The sequence below is a fragment of the Anaerotignum sp. genome, assembly GCF_031981185.1.
In the GTDB taxonomy this organism is placed as follows: Bacteria; Bacillota; Clostridia; order Lachnospirales; family Anaerotignaceae; genus Chakrabartyella.
This window is the reverse complement of sequence record NZ_DALYUL010000014.1, coordinates 31,629-52,479: the sequence shown is the minus strand read 5'-3', so window position 1 is coordinate 52,479 and position 20,851 is coordinate 31,629. Positions and strand designations below refer to the sequence as shown.

Here is a 20,851-nt window from a genome sequence, read left to right as displayed (position 1 = left end):
AGCTACCACCATCTTACCACATTTGAGCGAGGACGCATACAAGAATTATTATCAGAGGGATATTCTCATCGAGCCATCGCTAAAAAACTTAATCGTCATCACTCTTGCATTGATTGAGAAGTGCTCAGAAATACCCTTCAAGAACGCTATGAGTGTGAAGCTGCACAACATTCCTATGGGGTGCGCCGAAAAACAAAGCCCAAAGGGAAACGCACAGTCGAACAGCTTGAAGACATCACAGCGTGCCTATTGGCTACGTGGCCACCAGAACAAATTGCAAATACTGCAACTGCTGGAATTGTCAGCTTCAAAACCATATACCGCTGGTTGTATTCAGGCTTTCTTACTACTGTAAATACACAAACTCAAATTCCAAGTAAATATAAATTGACATATACTTTAAGCAGAGATGTTATTGTAGATGAATTCGAGAATATTAATCCAGATGATACCGTATCAAATAGCTCACAAGAAGTAACAAGTAATTCAACACCAAAAATTGCGCCGCAGGTGACAACAGAAGGTGATTTATCTAAAATTGACACCAATGGAAACGGAATAGTAACTATTGCAGAAGCAAAAAAAAGCTGGATATAGTATGCCAATAACTTCTGATCATTGGTTGTATCAATATATGAAAGAAAGAGATGGTGACGGAATGGTAGGAGAGTAATTTGGTAATTTGAAGTACTGTAGTTGGTGGTACGGGCAAAAGACTAAGGTTTAGAAATCCAGTAAAAAAGCATTTCTGAAATTTTAAGTATTCGATCTGAACTGGGGAAATAAATTTTCTGATTTAGGGAAACGGTGATTGATGAGGGCCAGGTTAGATGTTTATTTCATTTAAATATTGCTATGATGGAGATATCCATACTTACTTGGTGGAATTTAAGTCTGGGTTAGTTGAATATATAAATAAGTAAATGAATTGACCATGTAATAGATTTACTGGAAATTGACACCAAAATGTGATAAAATTTTTAAGGTGATTTCAAGGGGTGACTAAGATCTTTAAGCGAAATATAAGTTACAAAATGAATTACTGTTTTTTGAAAATATAGAAATAATTTAAATTCAATATACTTCTTATTCCATTTAATCGTTGATTTTTTTAGTTTTATTATTTTGTCAGAGATAACAGGATTTGTTTTCTTAAAATATTGGGGGGAACTATATGTCAATTATGTATCCAAAAGCTATTAATAGTGATGCAACAGCAGGTGAGAAAAGAGTATTTAGTATTTTAAAATCAGCATTACCCGATAGTTATTATGTCTGGTTCAATGCAAGAATTAATAATAGATACCCAGATTTCATTATTATGGGAGCTGAACTAGGAATTGTTGTTTTAGAGGTAAAAGACTGGGAGTTTAATTCAGTTATTAAAGCAGATAAGAATTTGATTTATACAACTTCAAATGAAGCTAAGAAGAATCCGATGGAGCAAGCTAGAGAATATATGCTTATACTAATAAATGAATTTAAGAAATCTCAAGTTCTTGTACAGCAAAGCGGTAAATATAGTGGTAACTTGTTATTTACATATGGGCATGGTGCAATACTTTGTAATATAAGTAGGGAATCTTTTATAACGAAATTTGGCAATGTGTTTGACGATGATTTTGTAATATATAAAGAAGGTTTATATGCTATTGAAGATGATGTAGTATTACTGGAGGAAAGGTTAAGAAGAATGTTTCCCGCAAGGTTTGATTTTCCTCCTTTAAGTAAACATCAAATGGATGAGATTAAAAGAATATTGAATGGACAAATAAATTTGGAAACTGTTAATAAAGAAAGTGTATGTCAAGTAAAAGAAGAAAGAGAAGTAAACTCAGTGTTGACGGGAGATACCTTGAACATGGGGGGGGGTTCAGATAGTAAAAAAAAGACTCGTGGTATTACTGTGAAAAAGAAATCTTATGTGATTTTATTGGTTTGCTTAATTTTAATACTGAGTATTTTCAAAGTCATTGGTTCTAATAGAGTTTCAAAAGTTAATTCTGAATTTTTTAATAATTCTGCAACGAGCAATGAAAAGTTCACTAGTTTTGAAGGTTATATAGAACGCATTAAAAAGTTTGATAACGGTGCTGTCCTATTAAATATAAACAATGGTTTGGAAAGCTGGGAAGTTTATATTGGAAAGGATATAGGGATTAATCAGAATCAATTTGTATTAGATTCAGAATATAAATTTACTGGGGAGATTGTAGATTATAACGGAACAATGCAAATTCATCCTCAAAAAACAGAGGATATAAGTCTAATTCAGCAAAGTAACTTCTTCCCAGCTGCGGTTACTAAAATTGTTGATGGAGATACAATATATGTCTTAGATGAAAATGGTGTGGAGATTAAAGTTCGGCTAATTGGTATGGATTGCCCGGAATTAGGCAGTGTTGATGAATCGGGAGAACGAGCGTCACAATACACTGAGGAAATGTTATTTGATAAAACTGTATTTTTGGAAAAGGATACATCTGAAGTTGATAAATATGGAAGAGCCTTAAGATATGTCTGGTTAGATTTGCCGGATAGCAGAGATATAGAACAGGTTAGAGATAAAATGGTAAATGCAAAATTAATTGTAGATGGATATGCAAAAGTTGCCACATATTCACCTGATGTGCGTTATGAAAAAATATTTTTAGAACTTCAATAAGAATTCCGTATTAGATAAGATAAATCTGCACCTTGCTACTTAAAAAGTTCATTATTTTCGATATACTTCGACAATTATTTCGCTATGTGTTGATGCCGTGAATCGGATTCTCACAAGGTGTATTTTTTCCTTGGCGGAATCGTTATCTTTTCTTACGAACCTGCATCATAAATATTTTTTGAGAATTCCACCTTTCCCAATTATACCATATATTTAGTTTTGGGAATGATTGTGTCTTCCAAAAAGAGAACTATTTTGCCGATAGCAATCACCACTAAGAGTGAAGTTCTTGAGCAACGAACTCAAGAACTTCACTCTTACTAGTATTAAATCTATTTTGGGGTGATGTCCTCCCTCAACGTTCGCTGTTCCCAAGCGTGAGTGAAATATAATCTGTATTTATATTCAATGTAGTTTTTGCTTTAGGATGAATAAATGAAGATAGGAGAACCGAATGACCGGTGGTTTTTGTAGGAGGTATATGCTAGTAGTAATAAAATGTACAGTGGAAGTTTTAATAGAAAGGTAGTTAGCGAATAGTAGTTGAATTTAAGATAACCACAATATGTTGTGGTTATCGCCTTGACATGGAATTGCTGGAGTGATATACTCATATTAAACTAGCACTCGAGGCGATTGAGTGCTAACAGAAAGCGTACGGAACTTATCTGTTTCAGATTGTTGTACTAAGAATGGTGAGCACGCTACCACAATGTTCTTGTAGAAAGGGGTTATTGAATGAAACTTAAAGCTTTAAGTCATTATTCAGGGGATAAGGATTCACGGTTCGGAGATTGCATATTGCTTTATGACAGTACATCTCTGGTGGTCTATGATTGTGGGCACACAAAACATGCAGAAGCAGTCGAAGTATTTTTACAATTTAACTCATTAATTTCACAGGTACATATTGTTGTATCGCACAATGATGGCGATCATACAAATGGAGTATGCGATTTACTTAATTGGTTAAATAATCACAGTAAATATACAGTAAAGATTTATTCACACCAGTATCTGAAGCATGTTGATACAATTCTTGATAAAATTGATGATGGACGAAGGACACGTGATAGCTTAAAACGGTCGCTATTAGCAGAGTTTGATAATATCAAGGAGATAATAGAAACCGCACAGGAGTTTGGTTTTTCAACTATAGAAGCATTAAGCGGAACAGGCGTAGGCAGTTGTACAATTGTTGGACCAACGATAGATGAGTTTACTGATGTCGCGGCAAAAGCAGTAGATAGTCGCGTGGGTAATAATATTGGTGAAGGACATGCTGAGGAAACAGTAATGAATGCAGCAAGTGTTCAGTTGAAGTGTAAATTGGATAATGCGGAAACTATCCTGTTATGTGGTGATGCTTCACCCTCATATTTGTATAATCTTAATAGCTATGATATTATTCAGCTGCCTCACCATGGTCAATTGGATGATGCTCAGGCGATATTTGACGAATTAAATGATTCATATAGTAAAGAATATTTTATTTCTGATAATACTGGTTCAGGTATAACAAGCGGAGGATCCGATAAGTTAGTACAATATATGAAAGAGGAAAACTACAGTCCAGCCATGAATACTAAAACTGGATTGTTACTTCTACCTAAAAACGGAATTGGAGTTGGAACGAGTAGTAAACCACAAGGAGTGAGGCTTGGTGAGATGGATTATAGGTACTGGTAAAGATATTACTGTTGATATTAATCAAGTGCAGGCACGAAGAAATTATATTCAAAGTGTGACAAGTGCTGAAGTTTCTGATTGGAGCTTTATAAAGGTAGGCGGACAAATATGTAAAGAATACCTTTGTTGCACTTCAAATGATGGGATAGATGGAACATTCATAACAGCACATATCGGCGATGTTTACAAACTCTGTGCGCTTAGAGAAATTTACATGGGAAAGTTCGTTGTTGCAAACACATGTATATGGGAAAAAATGTCGCATAAAAAATTACTGAGCAATATGAAGTTTTTTAATCAAGACATTGTGCTTTGGTTTGCCAAGCAAGAATTATCAATAGATGGAAATATGATTTTTCGACAGTCAACAACTTTAAACAATAAAGGCACGTTTGGATTTCAAACGTCATTATCAGAGCGTGAATTGTTTAAGAACAGGAGAAAAGGCATTATGGAGGCAATAAAGGAATCGTTTGTTCATGTGTCCCCCATCCTATTATTAGGAGATTGAAATAGAGATAAAGGACTGCTATGATATAAGTAAGTGGCCATTGATAAGAAAGGAGCATGCTTTGGATAATTTGAAGGACTACCGTGAAAAAGAGCAAAAAATGTATATTGTCGCTAATATATTTGTTTTGATTCTACTTTCTGATTTATTTAATTTACAGAACAACCAATATGAGTGGTTAAACGTCTTGGTAAAAATATTAGATTCGACACTTCTTTCATCAAGCATTTACATTTTTGCATTTTTAGCAGATGCACTGTTTAGTAGTGGTGTAAAAATGAAATTACTATATTTTACAGGACATTTACCTGGTGAAACAATTTTTAGTGAACTTAAAAAGAAAAATACTGACCTGCGATTCACGACTGGGCAACTGCTTGCAAAGTATAAGGAAATATTTGAAGGCTTACCAGTTGATAAGAAAGAAAAGTTAAAATATGAAAATTCTCAATGGTATAAGATTTACAATAAGCATCGCAATGTATCTATGATATTTGAATCAAATAGGGACTATCTTTTATGTAGAGACTTATATATATCAACTCTTGTGATAATTATATCCTATTTGATTTCATGCAACCTAATTAATGTACTTGAGTTTAATTGGACATCAATATTGTATTTAGCAATTATGCTTATAATTACTAATGTTACTGCACATATAAAAGGTCGGCGTTTTGCAACCAATGTATTGGCATATGATTTGCAAAGTTAGATACAACAAGTGAAAGAAAGGATGCTAAAATATTATGAGTATTATTAAGTCTTTTTCTGTTGGAAATGGAGATATGTTTTATATTGAACATGGAAGTGATAATTTTACCACAATTGATTGTTGCTATAGCACTGATTTAGATAATCAAGAGGATATTTATACGGAAATAAATGAAAAAGCTAAGAACAAAGGAATAACAAGATTTATATCAACTCACCCAGATGATGACCATATCAGAGGTCTTGTTGATTTTTGTTCTTAAGTTGGGATTGTAAATTTTTATTGTGTTGAGAATGAAGCTACAAAAACAGACTCAAGTGATGATTTTACGAAATTTTGTGAATTGCGTGATGGAGATAAGCTTTTTTATTTGTATGAGGGTTGTTCTCGTAAATGGATGAATCAGAGCGATAATGAACGTGGTTCTGCAGGTATAAAGAGTCGGGGGTGCGGACGTTTTCTTGGACCAGCTATGCTGTCAATGAGTCTGTGAAAGTTTTTCTGTAAATAAGGTTTTTTAAGGTCTTCTATGATAAAAAAATATATCATAGGAGGCCTTTTATTATGGCAAGAGAAAAGAAACCAGTACACAAGGTACAAATGACAGACGGAAAACGCAACATCATTCAGCAACTCCTGCAGGAGTATGACATCCAGTCCGCAGAAGACATTCAGGATGCGCTCAAGGATCTGCTTGGCGGCACCATCAAAGAAATGATGGAAGCTGAAATGGATGACCATCTTGGCTATGAAAAGTCAGAACGCTCTGACAGCGATGATTACCGCAATGGTTACAAGTCAAAGCGTAACAACAGTAGCTATGGGAGCATGGACATCCAGGTTCCACAGGATCGTAAATCGACCTTTAAACCACAGGTGGTCAAAAAACGCCAGAAAGATATATCGGATATTGACCAGAAGATTATCTCCATGTATGCCAAAGGTATGACCACCAGACAAATTTCAGAAATCATCGAGGATATTTATGGGTTTGAGGCTTCCGAGGGCTTTATTTCTGATGTTACGGACAAAATCATGGGAATTATGTTGCGGCTTATGCACCATATGGATATGTGAAAAGCCCAGAGGATAAACACCAGTTGGTAATTGATGTGGTGGCATCCCAAATTGTAAAGCGGATTTTCAAGGAGTATAAAGAAGGGTTTCCATGTATAAGATTGCAAGAAATCTGAATGATGATGGTATCGTGTCACCAGGAATTTATATTGCTGAAATGGAAGGAAACGAGCAGATGCTTGCCAGATACAAACAAAGGAAACCAGTTTGGAATACAGTAGCTATCATGCGAATTCTGGATAATGAGCAGTACACCGGAACATTGGTGTATAACCGATATGAGAGTAAGGAAGTTGGAGCCAGAAGATGTGTGACTCTTCCAGAAGAGGAATGGAAACGGGTGGAAAACTGCCATCCACCGATTATTTCAAAGAAGGAATTTCAAAAGATAGCAGAGATTCGGAAAGTAAATACAAAGAGCTTTACCGATGGAAAACGTCATGCAAGGCATTGTCTTGTAGGCAAGATGAAATGCGGCGATTGTGGACATACACTGACTCATACTTACAGTGGACGTGCTAAATATTATTGCAATAAGAAATATATGGATCAGAGCAGTGGAGATTGTAAAATGAGCATTCTGGATGCGGATATTGAAGAAGTGGTTCTTGGGATGCTTCAGCAATATGCAGATGTACTGGTGGATTCCAGGTCTGTGATAGATGTGCAACGTTCTAAGAATAAAGAGCGACTGGCTATGGCAGAAAAACATCTGGCTGATATGGAACGTACGATGATGTTATTGCAGCAGGATCTACGTGCTAGTTATGAAGCGTACAAAACGGATGTTACAGATAAAGATACTTATCTGGAGCAGAAAAAAATGTATGACAGATGATGGAAAAAATGAAGGAGAATATAGTGAAACAGCAGGTTGCGGTGAGACAGGGTATCAAACAGTGGAATTTATAATATAAATTGGAGTATCTATGAAGAATACGAAAAAAGATATTTTTCTTTTATGAATTGTACAAATACATATAGTCCTCGCTGTAAATCTATCTATAGAAGATGTAGTGGTTGTAAAATTGGTGCAACAGATGGGTCGATCAGCATCGATACATCGACAATATAAATAATTACATAGCGGTGTAGCCACCCGGCGATTGCAAAGCGGGAATCACACCCCGCCACCGTATTTGATTTCAGGTTACCTAGAATCGAGACAATTAAATAAGGTAACCTATCCAGCAATGGATACCTAAGGAATAGCAACAAGCCATGCCAAGTCGGAACATAGATCCATGGTGCAAGCCTTGCAGTTTTTCAAAGAAAAATCATTTTTTACTCGTCACACCCTTGACACGAGCGGGAAGTGTTAAAACATATACTTCTGTATCGTGGTTGTTATCACAGGGGGTAGCGCAAGGGTACAGGATTGTATGGCTGGTTCATAGACAAGAATTGGTAGAACAAACATATCAAGAATTTCGTAAGCAGGCGCCAGTATTGCGAGGTACAGGAATAAACAAAATAAGAATATTACCTGTTTCAGGTGTGCATCTGAAAATGTCCATGGTTAATAAGGCAGATATATATGTGTATAGCATTTCATCTGTGGCAAATATGCATGGATATCGATTTATTGAAAGAATGATTGGAGCTCAAGGTAAAAGAAAACTAATTGTTGTTGTAGATGAAGCGTATCATGCAGTAGCTGCAAACTATCAAAAAGTTATTAAGAAATTGACGGTTTTGAATCCTAATCGTGTACTACTTGGGTTGGCCGCAACACCAACAAGAATGCAAGAATCCGAACAGAAACGTCTTCAAGAAATATTTAATATAAACAAAAATCTTTTGAGCAATAAAGTGGCCATTCCCTAAAGCGTAGACACTGGAACTGTGGTACAACCTCGGCAAGTATCATGTGGCAATGCAAAAGCTATATAGACCAAGAGGGAAATAAATGTACCAGTAAAGCTATTAAAGAAGTGGATTTAAAGGAAGCCTTTATCCGACTATATAATGATATGGTCAAGGATAAGGGCTCTTTTTTTCGAAGTTTCTATAATAACGTGGATAAGGTTATTGGGAAGGCTTCGATTACTGGGGATATAGACAAGCTGACAGCGGAAATTGCCACGGTTGAGAATGACTTGAGCGAATTGGTGCAGTTGAAAATAAGACATCAAATTGATGATGTTTTCTATAATAAGGAATACCAGAGGATTATGGGTGAGTTGGAAGTGTTGGCTGCGAATAAGGAAAGTCTGCGAGAAGTAAATTTGAACCAGGATAGGATGCAAAAAAAATTGAATTATATCAAAATTACCATCGGTTGGAATAATGAGCCATTGCAGGAGTTTGATGATGAATTGTTTAAGGCACTGGTCAAGGATGCTAAGAATGTGGTTTTTATATTTGAAGACGGATTAGAATTTGAGGCAGAGTTGGGGAAGGGGAGGTCAGTTTAGTAAAGTAGAGGGGTACTGGAAGTGTTTATGATGAAATGGGCATTTTTATGTTATAATATGGTATAAAAAGAAAGGGTGATTAGATGAAAGCGTTGAAAGGACTTTTGGCTGTATGTATACTATATTTATTTATGCCATTTACATTATTTATATATTTTCAATCTTATGTAATAATAAATACCGTTGATACTAGTTCATATATTAGGTATGCAACAAATGGACGTTATAATGAAGATGTATATTTTAAAAAAGCCGTAGAAGAAAAAGTACAGATACAGGACATTATAATTAATACAATAGGTGAAGATCAGTCAGAAGAAGAAAAACAAGAATTAATTGAAGAATTACTGAGAAGTGGAAGAAAACAGGATGTTTTCGTAGAATTGCTTAAAAATGAAAAGGTTTTTAGAGAAAGAATTAATGGAAATGAAGAATATATTAATTATTTGGAACAGAAAAGCTTAAGTGTAGACGAGTTGGTTTCTTTTATGAATAAACTAATTAAACTAGACGAATTAATGCTAACAGCCAGTATATATATAAGTTCTCTAATATTTATTTTCCTATATTATGGAGTATTTAAATACAGAAAAAGAATATATTTAGCGGCGGCAACTTTATATTTCATGCTAGTATTAGATTCATTTACGGGGGGGCTGTTATCCAATATAGCATATCCATATTTTATTCAAGTCGGAAAAATGGGATATGAAGAATATTTAGTATTTGTTAAAGGCATGTTACCTGCAATGAGAGAAGCAACATTAACTTTCATTATTGTTGATACAGTTGTACAATACTATTTAGAACGGAAAAATAGACTTCTATCATATCAGATTAAAACTGCATATTATTCTTTAGAGAAAGTATTAATAGGTTTAAATGCAATAAAAGACAGGGATAATATTAAGGTGCATTATATTAATATCAATTTTAATACAATACTTAATTTTTGCAAAAAGAATAAAAAAGATTTTTATTTGAATAAGGCTAAGTTTCAAATAGAGGAAAATATGAATGTTATGCAGAATGAAACTATGCCTAATCAGATTTTTGAGATACAGTAACTTGAAAAAATCAAGGGTATTTCAGCAAATTATTATGCATTAATAGCTAATTAATCATTAATATGAGTTATGATCTGATATATTAAAGTTGTAATATCTTGGTATAGTTTAAGAAAGTGGCAGGAGACATGCCGTTATAAGCCGAAAGAAGAATTGAATAATCTTTGTGACACACCAATTTGCTTTTTACCAGGTGAAGAATTGAGTTTGGATGAGAGATACAATATATCTCAAAAACGAAAAAAGAATTGCTACAAGATATAGAGGATTTAATTCAGAGGACTGTAATGCTGGAAGTCTTGTATCTCAAATGACATGTATAAACCGTGGATGTACTGTTTTTGAAATAGTAACTGAATTTATGAAGTACATGAAAAAGCAAGAGATTCATATGAAAATGCCATTCTTTTACGCAATGCTTGATGTTTTAAAGGCTATGCAATTATCCTTTAATTTGATAGACAGCTCATCTCTTACATATAAAAACTTGCAGGAGGAATGGTTTGTGGCGAAGATGGCGAATGGATTATTGCTTTATCAAAGCAAATTTAAAATGCAGTGTAGTCAATATAGTGGACACGATTTTTTAAAATATTTCTTCTGAGACCAGTATTTATGCATACTGATCCCAGTATTCAGCTTCCAACTCATTTGGTGTTTTATAACCAATTGAACCATGAGGGAGTCGGTTATTATATAGGTTTTCGACATACTCAAAAATATCCAGTCGAAGCTCTTCTAAAGAATGATAAGTTCTTCGCTTGGTACGATTTTTCTTGAGATATTTAAAGAAACTTTCACAGCAAGCATTATCAAATGGATATCCCTTTTTAGAAAAGGACTGAACGATGTTGAGCGAATCTAGTAGTTTTCGAAAACTAAATGCGGTATATTCTGATCCTTGATCGGAATGAAAGATAAGCCTGTATTTTACCTCACGTTTTTTGTATGCCTTGTTAAACGCAGTCATGGTAAACTCAACATTATGATTGCCGGCTATGTGCCAGCGAATGATTTTTCTGGAAAACAAGTCCGTGACAATGCATAGATAGTACCATTTGCCGCTTACTTTGATATAAGTGAAATCACTTGCCCAGACCAGATTCGGAGCTTTTTGATTAAACTCCTGGTGGAGATGATTGCTGCACGAACCTTGTTCTTGATGTCTCATTCTTCGAGGCTTATCAGTTGCCATTTTGGGCAGATTCATGGATTGGTACACTCTTCCAGCACTGATGTTTATGCCATAATCACGACTGAGGATGTAAGTGATTTTATAAGTACCAAGACATTTATCATAGTCAGAATAGATCTGAAGAATGAAACGTTTGATATCCAGAATTTCCTTTGTTCTAGGAGCTGGCGCCTCACTGAAATGCTTATAATATGTGCTACGATTTACATGTAGTGCACGACAAATCGTTTTGATATCATGCTGGAATCGCAGTTTATGAACGATGTTTAATCATTCAATGAGTGTGGAGTGAAGATGCAATCACTTTTTTTAGTATTAAGTTTTCTTTCTCAAGCTGAGCATTTCGCTTTTGAAGTTCTTTGACTTGTTTGGCAGTTAAGATTTCCCCGACATTAACTTCAACAGTCGAGTATTATTTGATCCATTTGCCTAGAGCGGTTTGAGAAACGCCATATTCTTTTGCTATTTGAGACTGACTTTTGCCGTTTTGGTGAAGAGAGACGAGTGATTTCTTGAAATCTTCGTCATAACGTTTTCCAGTTTTTGTGGACATAAGATACCTCCTTTGGGTGTCTACTTTATTGTAATGGATAGTTACTTATCGTGTCAACTTTTATAATATAGATCCAAAGGTATTTGGAATTAATGTACTATTTAACAATGAACCAATTAGTAATATTGGCAAAAGTAGTAGTGTGTTTAGCGAGTCTGACAAAAGGGCTTTGGCATTAGCCGTTTTTATGGCAAAAATTAATTGTATGGATAGTGATGAGAAGTTAAAGTCTATTTTAGTTCTTGATGATCCAGCCACAAGCTTTGATGATAATAGGATTAAATCAGTAATTTGTAAAATCATGCAGTTATCACAGGAGATGGAACAAACATTTATTATGGCACATCATTTTATGTTTGCACAAATGTTTTTCAAATCAAATGATCAACAAATAGAATTTTATAAGTTGGATTATATTAATGGGGCTAATGACAATAATGGGATTTTTGAAATGAATGCGCAAGAAGCATTTGCATCAGAATTTGGAAGAGCTTTTAATAAAATTGATAGATTTAACAAATGTCAAATAAATGATATTAGTGAGAATGATTTAAGAATTTTTCTTGAGGAATATCTTGCAATTACATTTGCAAAACAATATGCAGAAAAGAATCTAAAAAGCAAGAAGTTTGGAGAGCGTATAGATGAATTGTTTAATACGGCATTAATTTCTAACGATGTAAAGCAAGTATTACATCAATATAGAGAACAGTTAAATCCTGGTTCGCATACTTTTACAGAAGCAAATGTAGAAGATGTGAGAAATTTTTCAAATGAACTGATAAATTACGTCTTTGAAAAAGTGAAAATCTATTAACAAGTAAGTGATCAAGGTTGGAGAGTGAAAAATAGTTTTCTATGATAATTATTGAGGCATGATTGCTTAGATATCCAGGGTTCATGCCTCAGTATTGTTTAGCTACATTATCTAAGGCAAATAAGATTAATGTATAGTACGAAATCATTCTGTAATAAAACGTTACTTGGTTGCCTCTTTTTTAAAAAAATTAGAAATGTTAGGAATGTGAGAGATATTCATCGTTTATTTTAAATACCTTAAAGTTGAGGCGAATCATTCTTATTTTTCTGCTGTTTAGTAGACCTGGATGGATCGCCAATATCTAATATTGTGGCTTTGCTACTGCTCGTCAAAAGCTCAATTCTATACTCTGATTGCTTTCGAAATCTGATGTCTTTCGTAAATGTATCATCAAGGGTCAACTGGCCGCTTACAATATTCGGCATTCTTAAGTCTCGATACTTAACAAATCCTGATTTCGCGGAGAAATTTTTTTCACTCAGCGCAATGCAAAAGCGTCGCAAAAATCTTATTTGGTATGTGCTCCATAGTAGCCACCTATTGTATACATATAATTCCAGAAATCTTGAAAATTGCAGAAAATGAGTATGCGCTTCTGCATTCGGAACAATCAACGATATAACGGGGCATTTACATACACTTTCACTAAATTTTTATGTATTTTTTCTAAATAATCCTGATCATGTTCAAATGACTCTAAAAATGCTTCCACATTGTCCTGTGCTTTTGATATATTACCCTCCACCATTAAAATGTAAAAGAAACTTTTGATTCGTTCTAATTGAGCTGAGCGAATTTCAAATAAATTCTCTTTAAAATTCTGAGCAATTGGATTTAGTTTAAAGCATTCCTCATAAAAATATAAGAGCCAATCCATCTCGTAATCCAAATTCCTCACTCTATCATACATAAAATTCCTAATGAAATTAAATATTTCTCCGACCTGTTTATCAACAAATCTGTATAATCCTTGATCGTCAAAATAAACCCACTCTGCCGTTATTAGTAAGCCATCTTTTATCATTTTGTAATATACAGGAGTTGCTTTATATACTCTCATATATGAGCAAACATACATGAATAAATTATCCATCTCAATGCTGGTCAAAAAATCGTAGTTCTTCTTCAATTTGTCCATCGTTGTATACGGATTAATATTAATAAATCCAATTTGAGGAACAATTCCATATTCGTTCAATAAGTTTAATATCATATAATTATCTTCTACAGTTGTAAACTTATTATAGAAATCCAAATCTTCTTGATTCCCTGACTCAATTCCTACAAAAATAGTTTTGAAGCCGACGGTTGACATTAATTTTAATAATGCTCGATCTTCAGTGGTATCGTTAAATGAAAATGCTTTGATATAGCACTTAAAGACCAAATTAAGTTTAGTTTCTTGTATTTTTAAGCATATTTCTTTGATCCGCTCTTTTGCGGCACTTGTATTTGGGTCAAATAAATTATCATCTGTAAAAAAGAATTTTTTGATGCCAAATTTATTTGCAACATATACAATTTCATCAACGATATGTTGAACGCTTTTGAAGATTGGTTCGCCTTTCTGCTCGGTACAGAACACACATTTTCCCATGCAAACATTGTTTTTGCTTTGTATACAATACTCTTTACGAACATTCCTTTTTTCAGTATCATTCTCATAATAATCATACGCAGGGAAATAGTCAATTTCTCCAGTATGATATGGTTCAACATTTCTCCTATTGTTCATACTGGCAACAGAGCCATGAATCGGAGTGCCATCAATAATATGATCAATAATTGTCTGAAAGGGGTATTCACAATCACCAATTATTATATAATCTACACTTGCAGTCATATCAAACAAATCATCATAATATCGGGTGCTAAATTTTCCACCATAGACAATAATTGCTTGGGTATTCATTTTTATAATTTTAGATAGCTCAATGCACTGTTTATAGTTTTTAAAAGACAACGAGAAATAATACAAATCATACTCAAGCGGTAAATGATTTAACTTGTCCTCCATGTCTCTTCCATGAGCATAGAATAAATCAACCGAATAGCCTTGATTCCTCAAAAATCCTGCTATTTGGTCATTTTCGAGATTGCTAAATCTGTATGATGTGTTCGTCGAGACTAATACGGTCTTTAGTCCTTTTTTATTATTCATTAATCCAACCCCCCAATTCAGGATTATAATTACACGAAGGATTCTTGGCGTATATGTTACCAGCTTGGGCAATTGCTAATGGTCTACAGTCTTTACATGCAAAACGATATTCGCACTTATTGCACCCATCAATTTGAGAGCAATCTAATCCCCAACATTTTTTTGTAATGCTGCTATTAACTATTTCTTTAATAGTTTTATCCCGAATGTTTCCATACTTTATATTACGCTCAAAGACACAGGGCAGAACATCACCATTATCTGTTATTACCAGCTTATTATACCAACAGCTATTATGAACATAATTGCTTTCAAATTGTCGTTTTGTTATATTGAAATTTGCTTCCTTTCTAAGACGCAAATCTGTTACAGTCTTTAACGTGGGTGTATGTTTTGATTGTTCCCCGTTGTACACATTTCTAATAACATCAAATTTGTATGAAGATACTCCTAATCTATTTACAAAATCACTAATTTCCTCATAGTAATCTTGGTTTTCTTTCATTAAAACAATTGCAACAGAAACATCTATTTTTCTTTTTTGCAATGTATCGATGGATTTTAGTAATTTTTCAAAACTTCCGGGCAACTGCGTAATGTTATCATGTATTGCCGCATTGTTTCCATACAAGGACAGCTTTACTCGCATATCATGGTTCTTAAGAATTCCAACAATATCCTCGTTAAGCAATGAACCATTTGTAAATAATGTTACATCAGATTTAATCTCACTCACTAGATTGAGTATTTTACATAGGTCTTTATGAACGCAAGGTTCTCCACCAATAATGACTATTCTTTGAGGATGAATGTCTTTAAGTTCATTAATGATTTTCTGCCATTCTGGTAATGATAAAGGATTTTTAGTTGAAATGTGTTCGCATCCCTCATAGCAATGTATGCACTTTGCATTACAAGCCTGTGTTATTTCAAGCCATACTAATCCAATTGCATCTAATGGCGAATCATCCGTATAATTATATAATCGTGGAGAAAAGTCCAAACTTACCAAATTATGTTCAATCAAGGATTTATGATACTCTTTTTCTTCATTGTTTAACTCACAATTATTAATTACCTTGTATAAACAAGTGCATGATAGTGCGCCAATGCTATAAACAAGCTCGTTTGTCAAATCATATATAGCTCCTCGTAGAGCGCCTTGAACAAATACGACATTTTTATTTATTTCCCACACTGCATTATTGAAATCCATAATAAACTCCTTATCAAGCATACTTTGAAAAATGCTTAAAGCAGGGGATGGGAATCCCCTGCTTTAACATCCAAGGCAATATTTAGTCATCTGGATTACATCCGTCAGCTGGGCCACAATCTGTTAAACAGAAGCCTTGTCCTTGTTTGACGTCTTTGGTGACACATATAAGATCAAATACCATAAAGCTGCCCTCCTTTTTATATTTTATAAATAATCCGGTAGCAATTGCAATAGCAAGTTGCAATATTGGGTTTCTCTCCATAATCGCATGATTGTGTTTCATATACTATCGTATTCACTATACTACATCAAAATGTATATGTCAATAAAGCCTAAAGCCTTCCGAAATGGTAGAGTAGAGGGAGAAGCTGAGGAGGTCTTAAGGGGGTTGTTCCGAGCATCCACTTCTATGTCCCTGTCCGGCATGGTGAGGCGGATTACTGTGTTGTCTTTGGTAAAGACATTAACAAGGCTGTCCTCGTCAATATCTTTGCTGACCCAGTCGGTGAACTGTGTGCTCGCAGCCATGTTGTTGTAGAGGGTCACCGTCCGTTACCGCCAGGCTCTGGGTGTGCCATGGCGGCAGGTCATGGTCACGGCCTTGTCGGTGCTTTCATGTTGTACGCACAGACCCCGCCGCAGATTTTTTTCAAATACCCCTTGCTATACCGGGCCACTTGAGCGAATATACACCTACCAAACGAAGGAGGCACAGAACATTAAAATGACCATACCGTATCACATCACAGGCAAGCAGCGCAAGCAACTGGCAGAGGACGTCAGCGTGGCGCTGCACACCATTCCCAAGTATATGGGCTATCCGACCTGCGCTTACCGGATAGGCGACTGCATTCTGGAGCGGGACGGTAAGCTCATCATCTCGGAGTGCGTGGCGGATGAAACGGCCACGGCGCTGCTGGAATATCTGCGCAGTTGCGGCTATGTGGGAGCGGCGGTTGAGAATGAGGACAGGCTTACGGTTTCTCTGCACAAGGAACAGTTTACGAGCGAGAGCATTGAGACGCTGCGGCAGATTATCGCCGCCAGAACGCCACTGTTCAAACGGGCAATTTCGCATTCCGGCATGAGACGCTGTGAGATTTCATATCTGTCCGAATAATTGATTTCCGACTTTGCTATCTGTCCAGTATAAAGGGTATCGGGTAGGGACGGTCAAATCTCCAGTACTTTTTCGCCCAAAGACCGACGCCCTCCATCATGTGCGAAGTCGCGAAATTCCAGAGGGGGGTCTAAGAGCCCATCAACCCTTTGGAAACGTTGATATTACAAGCTTTATGAAGAATTTTACACCTGGAAAACCTGAAAAATAGTGGGGGTTAAAGGTATTTTTTTATACTAAAAATAGAATGAGGTGAACCTAGTGAAAACAACAGAAGAAATGAAACTTTTCCCCATAGATGAACTAATACCCTATGCGAATAATGCCAGAACCCATAGTAAAGAGCAGATTACCAAAATCCGCAGCAGCCTTCGGGAGTTTGGATTTGTGAACCCGGTGCTGATTGATAAAGATAAAAATATCATCGCGGGCCATGGACGTTGTGAGGCAGCAAAAGCAGAAGGAATTAAAGAGGTCCCCTGTGTAATGGTGGAGCATTTAACGGAGGCCCAGAAGAAAGCGTACATCATTGCAGATAATAAATTGGACCTTGATGCCGGCTGGGATAATGAGATTTTAGCAGTAGAACTGGAAAGTTTGAAAGACCTGAATTTCGATGTAGAGCTGACCGGATTTAATGCAGCGGAGATTGATGACCTATTCTCCAATATCCATGACAAAGAAGTAGTCGATGATGATTTTGATGTAGATGCAGCTTTGGAAGAAGAAACTATAACGAAACAAGGAGACCTTTGGCTCTTGGGGAGACACCGATTGGTGTGTGGAGATAGTACCAAAGCTGAAACCTATGAAAAACTGATGGATGGGAAAAAGGCAAATCTAGTCGTGACGAACCCGCCTTATGGAGTCTCCTATAATGGAAGTCAAGGAACAATTAACTGACTGGGCGATTGCTTTCTACGAAGGAAAAATAAAACACATTTATTTTGTGGCAGAGACAAAAGGCTCCATGTCCTCCATGCAGCTGCGTTTGATTGAGGAGTCAAAAATACAATGTGCCAGAGAGCATTTCAAAGCTATCAGTAACGGTAATGTTGTTTATGATGTGGTGGACAGCTATCAATCCTTGCTGAATAAAGTGATGAAATAAAGGGGGACATAGAATGGCTCAACAATTATCTATTAGGGTACCATGGAAGGATAATGGATATTCAGGCTTGGTATGTAACAACCTTTCTATAATAATGCCTGCTTACGTTTAAAAACCATAGCAGACAGCAGAGATGATAAAGTGGAAGAAAAATTAGCCGGGTGTCCGATAGCAGGACACAAATAAGAGTGGACATTCCCTAAAACGTAGACACTGGAACTGTGGCACTCCTTCGGTAAGTGTAAATGGTTTATCTCATACGTAGTGGAATTTCGAATATCACATAGTATTTGCTCCTAAATATAAAGAATTAATAAATGCATTTTAAAATAAAGAAAGAGTATGAGATATTCTGTAAATAAATTATTAAAACAAGAATGCAGTGCTGGCGCTTGAAAGAAGCTCCCGGCACTGCTTTTTTTATGGATATCAAAAAAACTCATTTGTGGCAAGCTATCTTTCACAAGTCCCGCTAATTATAAAAAAGAGTATGATTTAGGCACAAAATTCTGAGGATAATGTGGATCAAAACTTGGTTAAAAGAAGATAAAACAGCGTATCACTGAAATGACGCTGATGTTGATCCAAACCGTATAAAATTTCTGAGAACGAAAGTTTTAGCAGGTGAAGATAAAAACTCGAAAAATGCTAAAAATCAAGAGTGATAGACACAAAGTGTCATTCTTAAAACTTATAATAAAGATGTGATGGGGGATGCCTATCCCTTTGGATGCAATTATAAATGAAAGACTGAGCGAGTTCTTGGCATTTATAAGAAACTTTTGCCGGATATTTCATAAACAAGGCGGAAGAAGCAAAAAACTTTAGCGAAGTAATTTCTTTAGCGTAACATAATTAATTTTGCTAGATTAGGGAGGAAGAACTGACAATTTGATGAAAATGAAAATAATCCCCTTAAATTTAGAGTGCAAAACTCGTTGCAGAAGTATTGGAGGTGGAATAAAAGAGAAACGCAAATTAGATATACTTGCCGCTTCAGGTACTTTATGTGCTGCAACATCTGCTGGCTTAGTAAATTTTATGAATCAATATGGGAGGGCATTATGAGAAAGAAACGGTTATTGTGGGGAATACTCAGCGCATTTATTTTGGTTTTAACAGGATGTTCATCAAATGGAACTGCAGAAACGGAATATGCGGACACGTTAGAGCAAAAGTCTATTTTGATGTTTCAGGGCAATCCCGATGATTCCTCAATAGGTCAGCTTTATATGCTTACGTTGGGGGAGGAAAAAGAAAAAATCGCAGATAATGTTTTAAAGAATGAATACATAATGGCTCCAGGTACCGATACGGTTATTTATCTTGACAAGGAGTTAGTATTATACTCAAAAGAAAAAAAACAGGAGAAAGAAAAACTCGGAGAGAAAGTTCTCCCCAATTCTTATTGGTTCAGCGGAGATGAAAAATCTGTTGTTTTTGCAAGTAAAATTGATGGCGAGGAGGGGTCTTCTGCTGAGCTGTATGTTAAACCACTTGCTGGTGAGAAAATTAAGATTACTTCGGATATAGATTCTGATTGGTATGCTGGAAAATATGCCTTGAACTATGATTCAAGTAGTATTTATTACTTGAACAGTGAAGGCGTGCTTTATAGAAAAAGCGAAGGCGAGGACAAAGAAAAAATTGCTTTAGATGTGTTGCAGTTTACTCTAAATAATACAGTAACCGCGTATTCCTACTCTAATAACCAAGATGTTTCCTATGTGAAATGGGCAAACGATAATGAACCCCAGAAAATTACAACAGAGCCAATTGGTTCAGTTGCATTAGCAGATAATGGTAATGTTGGGGTTTTTATCGGAGAATATAATTTTGAAAAAGGCAAGGGTGAATTATTTATTGTGATGAAGGGGATGACACCCTATAAAATTGCCTCTGACGTAAAATCAATTTATTTTTCTCCAGATGGTGAATGCTTATACTATCTTAATGAAGAGAATGAACTTTATCAAAAGCAAATTCCGGTGGTAAACGAAAAAACATACGAAAAAAGTCAAGTGTTTATAGATGAATTGGGAAAATCACCTAAGTCACAAATTGGATTAGATGTGGACAAGTTTCGTGTGGATGCATCGGGTAAAAATCTACTTTTTATAGATAAGGATAAAAATTTGTTTTACTCAGCAAATCAGGCTGAGAAAAAAAGAATAGCAACGGACGTTGAATCTTTTAGGATATTCCAGAATCAAATATTATTTTTGACTAAAGATAAACAGTTGATGTATAACAATATGCTTGGTGATGCGGATAATCTATCAAAAGGTAATCAATTGTTAAACGATAAAGTAGAAATGGTCAAAACAAGCGCCTACGGCAAATTCATTGCATTTCAAGGTGGTGATAATCCCTCAATTTTGCTTTCAAATGATTGGGGTAAACCACTGGTGTTGTTGGAAGATGCGAAAGATTATGACCAAGTCTCCTTTTATGGAGGGATTATATATGAGAAAAAGATTAAATACAGCGAGTTAGTCGGTATATATGTAAATGAATTCCTATGGAGGACA

The 20,851-nt window shown here is 35.4% G+C and carries 21 protein-coding genes and 3 pseudogenes; 19 read left to right on the top strand and 5 right to left on the bottom strand.

The genetic code is table 11. From position 1 onward, the window contains the following. The 13 genes and pseudogenes from RTK36_RS16710 to RTK36_RS09420 form a co-directional block, all read left to right on the top strand. Window positions 1-114 (top strand): annotated as a pseudogene (locus tag RTK36_RS16710) (helix-turn-helix domain-containing protein); the annotation flags it as partial. A gap of 6 nt (window positions 115-120) precedes the next feature. Continuing rightward, window positions 121-597 carry a hypothetical protein gene (locus RTK36_RS09475; protein WP_312046516.1) on the top strand — a complete coding sequence of 159 codons (477 nt, stop codon included), beginning with the start codon at window positions 121-123 and terminating at the stop codon, window positions 595-597. A 577-nt stretch (window positions 598-1,174) separates the two neighbouring features. Continuing rightward, on the top strand, window positions 1,175-2,665 hold the full coding sequence (locus RTK36_RS09470; RefSeq protein ID WP_312046514.1) for a thermonuclease family protein: 1,491 nt from the start codon (window positions 1,175-1,177) through the stop codon (window positions 2,663-2,665). Window positions 2,666-3,403: 738 nt separating this feature from the next. Continuing rightward, window positions 3,404-4,354: a hypothetical protein gene (locus RTK36_RS09465; protein ID WP_312046512.1), complete on the top strand. Its 951-nt coding sequence runs from the start codon at window positions 3,404-3,406 to the stop codon at window positions 4,352-4,354. Then, window positions 4,329-4,865, top strand: a complete 537-nt coding sequence (locus tag RTK36_RS09460) for a hypothetical protein (RefSeq protein ID WP_312046510.1) — start codon at window positions 4,329-4,331, stop codon at window positions 4,863-4,865. The genes RTK36_RS09465 and RTK36_RS09460 overlap by 26 nt, the downstream gene beginning before the upstream one ends. Window positions 4,866-4,926: 61 nt before the next feature. Beyond that, entirely contained in the window at window positions 4,927-5,580 is a 654-nt protein-coding gene (locus RTK36_RS09455; RefSeq protein WP_312046508.1) for a hypothetical protein, read from the top strand. Between the two features lie 34 nt (window positions 5,581-5,614). Further along, on the top strand, window positions 5,615-5,842 hold the full coding sequence (locus RTK36_RS09450) for a hypothetical protein (protein WP_312046506.1): 228 nt from the start codon (window positions 5,615-5,617) through the stop codon (window positions 5,840-5,842). Window positions 5,843-6,144: 302 nt separating this feature from the next. Further along, a pseudogene (locus RTK36_RS09445) lies at window positions 6,145-6,618 on the top strand (transposase); the annotation flags it as partial. 130 nt (window positions 6,619-6,748) lie between these two features. Then, the gene (locus RTK36_RS09440) at window positions 6,749-7,495 is read left to right on the top strand and encodes a recombinase family protein (protein WP_312046505.1); all 747 of its coding nucleotides are present in this window, start codon (window positions 6,749-6,751) and stop codon (window positions 7,493-7,495) included. A 383-nt stretch (window positions 7,496-7,878) separates the two neighbouring features. Continuing rightward, window positions 7,879-8,484 carry a DEAD/DEAH box helicase gene (locus RTK36_RS09435; RefSeq protein ID WP_312046503.1) on the top strand — a complete coding sequence of 202 codons (606 nt, stop codon included), beginning with the start codon at window positions 7,879-7,881 and terminating at the stop codon, window positions 8,482-8,484. 41 nt (window positions 8,485-8,525) lie between these two features. Then, the gene (locus tag RTK36_RS09430; RefSeq protein WP_312046501.1) at window positions 8,526-9,074 is read left to right on the top strand and encodes a hypothetical protein; all 549 of its coding nucleotides are present in this window, start codon (window positions 8,526-8,528) and stop codon (window positions 9,072-9,074) included. An 83-nt stretch (window positions 9,075-9,157) separates the two neighbouring features. Continuing rightward, window positions 9,158-10,141 (top strand): hypothetical protein, encoded by a 984-nt coding sequence (locus RTK36_RS09425; protein ID WP_312046499.1) that lies wholly within the window; start codon window positions 9,158-9,160, stop codon window positions 10,139-10,141. 211 nt (window positions 10,142-10,352) lie between these two features. Further along, window positions 10,353-10,745, top strand: coding sequence for a hypothetical protein (locus RTK36_RS09420; RefSeq protein ID WP_312046497.1), 393 nt, complete (start codon window positions 10,353-10,355; stop codon window positions 10,743-10,745). Window positions 10,746-10,754: 9 nt separating this feature from the next. Here the strand turns inward: RTK36_RS09420 and RTK36_RS09415 are convergent, their stop codons facing one another. Then, a complete protein-coding gene (locus tag RTK36_RS09415; RefSeq protein ID WP_312046586.1) occupies window positions 10,755-11,561 on the bottom strand; it encodes an IS3 family transposase in 807 nt (268 codons plus the stop codon). 187 nt (window positions 11,562-11,748) lie between these two features. After that, a complete protein-coding gene (locus RTK36_RS09410) occupies window positions 11,749-11,889 on the bottom strand; it encodes a transposase (protein ID WP_312046495.1) in 141 nt (46 codons plus the stop codon). A gap of 142 nt (window positions 11,890-12,031) precedes the next feature. On the opposite strand from RTK36_RS09410, the gene RTK36_RS09405 reads away from it, so the two are divergent. Then, a complete protein-coding gene (locus RTK36_RS09405; protein WP_312046493.1) occupies window positions 12,032-12,706 on the top strand; it encodes an AAA family ATPase in 675 nt (224 codons plus the stop codon). 239 nt (window positions 12,707-12,945) lie between these two features. On the opposite strand, the gene RTK36_RS09400 is transcribed toward RTK36_RS09405, so the two are convergent. The 3 genes from RTK36_RS09400 to RTK36_RS09390 form a co-directional block, all read right to left on the bottom strand. After that, window positions 12,946-13,134, bottom strand: coding sequence for a hypothetical protein (locus RTK36_RS09400; protein WP_312046491.1), 189 nt, complete (start codon window positions 13,132-13,134; stop codon window positions 12,946-12,948). A gap of 185 nt (window positions 13,135-13,319) precedes the next feature. Then, complete coding sequence (locus RTK36_RS09395) at window positions 13,320-14,870, bottom strand: B12-binding domain-containing radical SAM protein (RefSeq protein ID WP_312046489.1); 1,551 nt, start codon at window positions 14,868-14,870, stop codon at window positions 13,320-13,322. Then, window positions 14,863-16,086 (bottom strand): radical SAM protein, encoded by a 1,224-nt coding sequence (locus RTK36_RS09390; RefSeq protein WP_312046487.1) that lies wholly within the window; start codon window positions 16,084-16,086, stop codon window positions 14,863-14,865. Before RTK36_RS09390 ends, RTK36_RS09395 begins: the two co-directional genes overlap by 8 nt. Before the next feature lie 727 nt (window positions 16,087-16,813). Here RTK36_RS09390 and RTK36_RS09385 point away from each other — a divergent pair. The 5 genes and pseudogenes from RTK36_RS09385 to RTK36_RS09365 all read left to right on the top strand — a co-directional run. Then, the gene (locus RTK36_RS09385; protein ID WP_312046485.1) at window positions 16,814-17,209 is read left to right on the top strand and encodes a hypothetical protein; all 396 of its coding nucleotides are present in this window, start codon (window positions 16,814-16,816) and stop codon (window positions 17,207-17,209) included. 279 nt (window positions 17,210-17,488) lie between these two features. Beyond that, window positions 17,489-18,100, top strand: a pseudogene (locus tag RTK36_RS09380) (ParB N-terminal domain-containing protein); the annotation flags it as partial. Then, on the top strand, window positions 18,072-18,320 hold the full coding sequence (locus tag RTK36_RS09375; RefSeq protein WP_442871344.1) for a restriction endonuclease: 249 nt from the start codon (window positions 18,072-18,074) through the stop codon (window positions 18,318-18,320). The pseudogene RTK36_RS09380 and the gene RTK36_RS09375, both read left to right, overlap by 29 nt. A gap of 891 nt (window positions 18,321-19,211) precedes the next feature. Continuing rightward, window positions 19,212-19,388 (top strand): hypothetical protein, encoded by a 177-nt coding sequence (locus tag RTK36_RS09370; protein WP_312046483.1) that lies wholly within the window; start codon window positions 19,212-19,214, stop codon window positions 19,386-19,388. 41 nt (window positions 19,389-19,429) lie between these two features. Beyond that, window positions 19,430-20,851 (top strand): hypothetical protein (locus RTK36_RS09365; RefSeq protein ID WP_312046481.1); only part of this gene is annotated, 1,422 nt, incomplete at its 3' end.

Coding starts and splice junctions, on each gene's coding strand:
- RTK36_RS09395 (WP_312046489.1), bottom strand. CDS start 14,870: ATGAATAATAAAAAAGGACTAAAGACCGTATTAGTCTCGACGAACACA.
- RTK36_RS09375 (WP_442871344.1), top strand. CDS start 18,072: ATGGAGTCTCCTATAATGGAAGTCAAGGAACAATTAACTGACTGGGCG.
- RTK36_RS09425 (WP_312046499.1), top strand. CDS start 9,158: ATGAAAGCGTTGAAAGGACTTTTGGCTGTATGTATACTATATTTATTT.
- RTK36_RS09420 (WP_312046497.1), top strand. CDS start 10,353: ATGAGAGATACAATATATCTCAAAAACGAAAAAAGAATTGCTACAAGA.
- RTK36_RS09470 (WP_312046514.1), top strand. CDS start 1,175: ATGTCAATTATGTATCCAAAAGCTATTAATAGTGATGCAACAGCAGGT.
- RTK36_RS09400 (WP_312046491.1), bottom strand. CDS start 13,134: ATGCCGAATATTGTAAGCGGCCAGTTGACCCTTGATGATACATTTACG.
- RTK36_RS09410 (WP_312046495.1), bottom strand. CDS start 11,889: ATGTCCACAAAAACTGGAAAACGTTATGACGAAGATTTCAAGAAATCA.
- RTK36_RS09385 (WP_312046485.1), top strand. CDS start 16,814: ATGACCATACCGTATCACATCACAGGCAAGCAGCGCAAGCAACTGGCA.
- RTK36_RS09430 (WP_312046501.1), top strand. CDS start 8,526: ATGTGGCAATGCAAAAGCTATATAGACCAAGAGGGAAATAAATGTACC.
- RTK36_RS09440 (WP_312046505.1), top strand. CDS start 6,749: ATGTATAAGATTGCAAGAAATCTGAATGATGATGGTATCGTGTCACCA.
- RTK36_RS09435 (WP_312046503.1), top strand. CDS start 7,879: ATGCCAAGTCGGAACATAGATCCATGGTGCAAGCCTTGCAGTTTTTCA.
- RTK36_RS09465 (WP_312046512.1), top strand. CDS start 3,404: ATGAAACTTAAAGCTTTAAGTCATTATTCAGGGGATAAGGATTCACGG.
- RTK36_RS09390 (WP_312046487.1), bottom strand. CDS start 16,086: ATGGATTTCAATAATGCAGTGTGGGAAATAAATAAAAATGTCGTATTT.
- RTK36_RS09450 (WP_312046506.1), top strand. CDS start 5,615: ATGAGTATTATTAAGTCTTTTTCTGTTGGAAATGGAGATATGTTTTAT.